The sequence below is a fragment of the Microvirga calopogonii genome (assembly GCF_003347665.1).
Taxonomy (GTDB): domain Bacteria; phylum Pseudomonadota; class Alphaproteobacteria; order Rhizobiales; family Beijerinckiaceae; genus Microvirga; species Microvirga calopogonii.
On record NZ_QDGA01000225.1, the window covers coordinates 1 to 2160 of the forward strand.

Sequence of the window (2160 nt, forward strand, 5' to 3'; positions counted from 1 at the left end):
CGCGAAGCCGAATTCATCCTCCTGCGGCGTGGGAACGAGCCATTCGAGCAGATAGACGCGAAAGCCTCGTTCGAGGCAGTGGCGGACCACGCTCACCGGCGGCAGAAGATCCCAGAGATAAGCCCGCTTGAAGGGAGCCGGGATGATGAGAAGCACCGGCCCTCGGCGAACATCGCCGCGATGGTAGGCTCGTACCCGCGCACCGGGACACTGGTTGATGACCCGGTGGGGCATCTCCTCTGGCCCGACGCCGACGGCATCAAGCCCAAGCCCGATCTGCCGGCGCATCTCGTCCAACCATCCGGTCACTGGAGTGTTCACAGGACCGCTCCTGTTCACGCGTCAATCTAGCAAAGGCGGGCCAGTGCGGATCGCCAGCATTGGCTCACAATACCAAGCCGTGACGCATCAGAAGAGCAGCATGCACCACATCCTCCAGGCATAAAAGGCCCGGACTATCAGCCTGCAAATGTCGGCTGTGGGTCGAGGCTGTGTCAAAACGCGGAATCTAGTAATCTGGTTGGGTCAGTACGGACTGGAGGGATCGCGATGAAGCGGTTTGTCCAAGGCCAGGAGCGCAGCCAAGGCACCTTGTTCCCGGTCTGCCTCGACGAGTACGTCAGTGACGACAATCCGGTGCGGGTGATCGACGTCTTTGTCGAGGAACTCGACTTGCATGCCCTGGGGTTCGAGAGTGTCATCCCACAGGCGACGGGCCGCCCGGCCTACCATCCGGCGGCCCTGCTCAAGATCTACATCTATGGCTATCTCAACCGCATCCCGTCCAGCCGCCGCCTCGAGCAGGAGACCGGCCGCAACCTTGAGCTGATGTGGCTCACCGGCCAGCTTCAGCCGGATCACAAGACCATCGCCCGCTTCCGCAAGGACAATGGACCGGCCATTCGGGCCGTGTGCCGCCAGTTCGTCGGGCTGTGCCGCACGCTCAACCTGTTCTCGCAGGCGGTGGTGGCCATCGACGGCTCCAAGTTCAAGGCGGTCAACGCGCGGGACAAGAACTTCACGCCGGCCAAGCTCGCCAAGCGCATCGAGCAGGTGGAGGCCAGCATCGCACACTATCTGTCCGCCCTCGACACGGCCGATCGGCAGGAGAGCGAGCTGGCGCAGGTGAAGGCCGGGCGGATCAAGGACAAGATCGCGGCGCTCAGAGAGCAGATGCAGCAGTTCCGGGAGCTGGAGCAGCAGGTGCTGGCGGCTCCCGACCAGCAGATCTCGCTCACTGATCCGGACGCGCGGGCGATGACCAACCGGGGCATCGGCACGGGCATCGTCGGCTACAACGTTCAGGCCGCGGTGGATGTCCAGCACCACCTGATCGTCGCACATGAGGTCACCAACAGCGGCTCGGATCGGGGCCAGTTATCGGTGATGGGCCAGCAGGCGCAGGGTGCCATGGGCACGCCGAGCCTGGAGGCTCTGGCGGACAGAGGCTACTACAAGGGCGAGGACATCCTGGCCTGCGAGAGAGCTGGGATCACGCCCTATGTGCCCAAGACCCTCAACTCGAGCGCCAAGGCTGACGGACGCTTCGGCAAGCAGGACTTCGTCTATCATCCCGAGGATGACACCTATCGCTGTCCCGCCGGAGAGCGCCTGACGCGACGATGCTCCACCATCGAGCATGGGATGCTGCTGCATCTCTACTGGACCAGCTGCTGCCAAACCTGTGCGCTCAAAGATCAGTGTACGCCCGGCAAGGAGCGCCGGGTCAGACGCTGGGAGCATGAGGATGTGCTCGATGCGATGCAGGAGCGGCTCGATCGGGCCCCGGAGACGCCGCGTCTGCGGCGGCAGACGGTGGAGCATCCGTTTGGAACGATCAAGGCCTGGATGGGTGCTACGCACTTCCTGACCCGGACCTTGGAGCGGGTGCGCACCGAGATGAGCCTGCACGTGCTCGCCTATAACCTGAAGCGGGTTCTGGCGATCCTCGGACCAGGGCCGCTGCTGGCAGCAATCCAGTCCTGAGGGGGCATCGCTCTAGGCACCCAAGCTGATCACGATGGCTGGGACACCAGCAAGAATGACATCCAGCCTTGTCGATGAGCCAAACGGCCGTTGTCACCTGCGCTCCAGCCGATCAGAGGATCACAGAGGTGAGCTCACTCGGTCCCGATCTGCGTTTTGACACAGCCTCGGTCA

Annotated in this window: 1 protein-coding gene and 1 pseudogene; one reads left to right on the forward strand and one right to left on the reverse strand. The window is 63.3% G+C overall.

Annotation, left to right across the window (positions count from 1 at the left end; all coding sequences use genetic code 11):
• Positions 1-321 (reverse strand): annotated as a pseudogene (locus DDF70_RS36060) (alpha/beta fold hydrolase); the annotation flags it as partial.
• Between the two features lie 228 nt (positions 322-549).
• Here DDF70_RS36060 and DDF70_RS36065 point away from each other — a divergent pair.
• Positions 550-1986, forward strand: coding sequence for an IS1182 family transposase (locus tag DDF70_RS36065; protein WP_114947838.1), 1437 nt, complete (start codon positions 550-552; stop codon positions 1984-1986).
• The last annotated feature ends 174 nt before the right edge of the window (positions 1987-2160 follow it).

Coding starts and splice junctions, on each gene's coding strand:
- DDF70_RS36065 (WP_114947838.1), top strand. CDS start 550: ATGAAGCGGTTTGTCCAAGGCCAGGAGCGCAGCCAAGGCACCTTGTTC.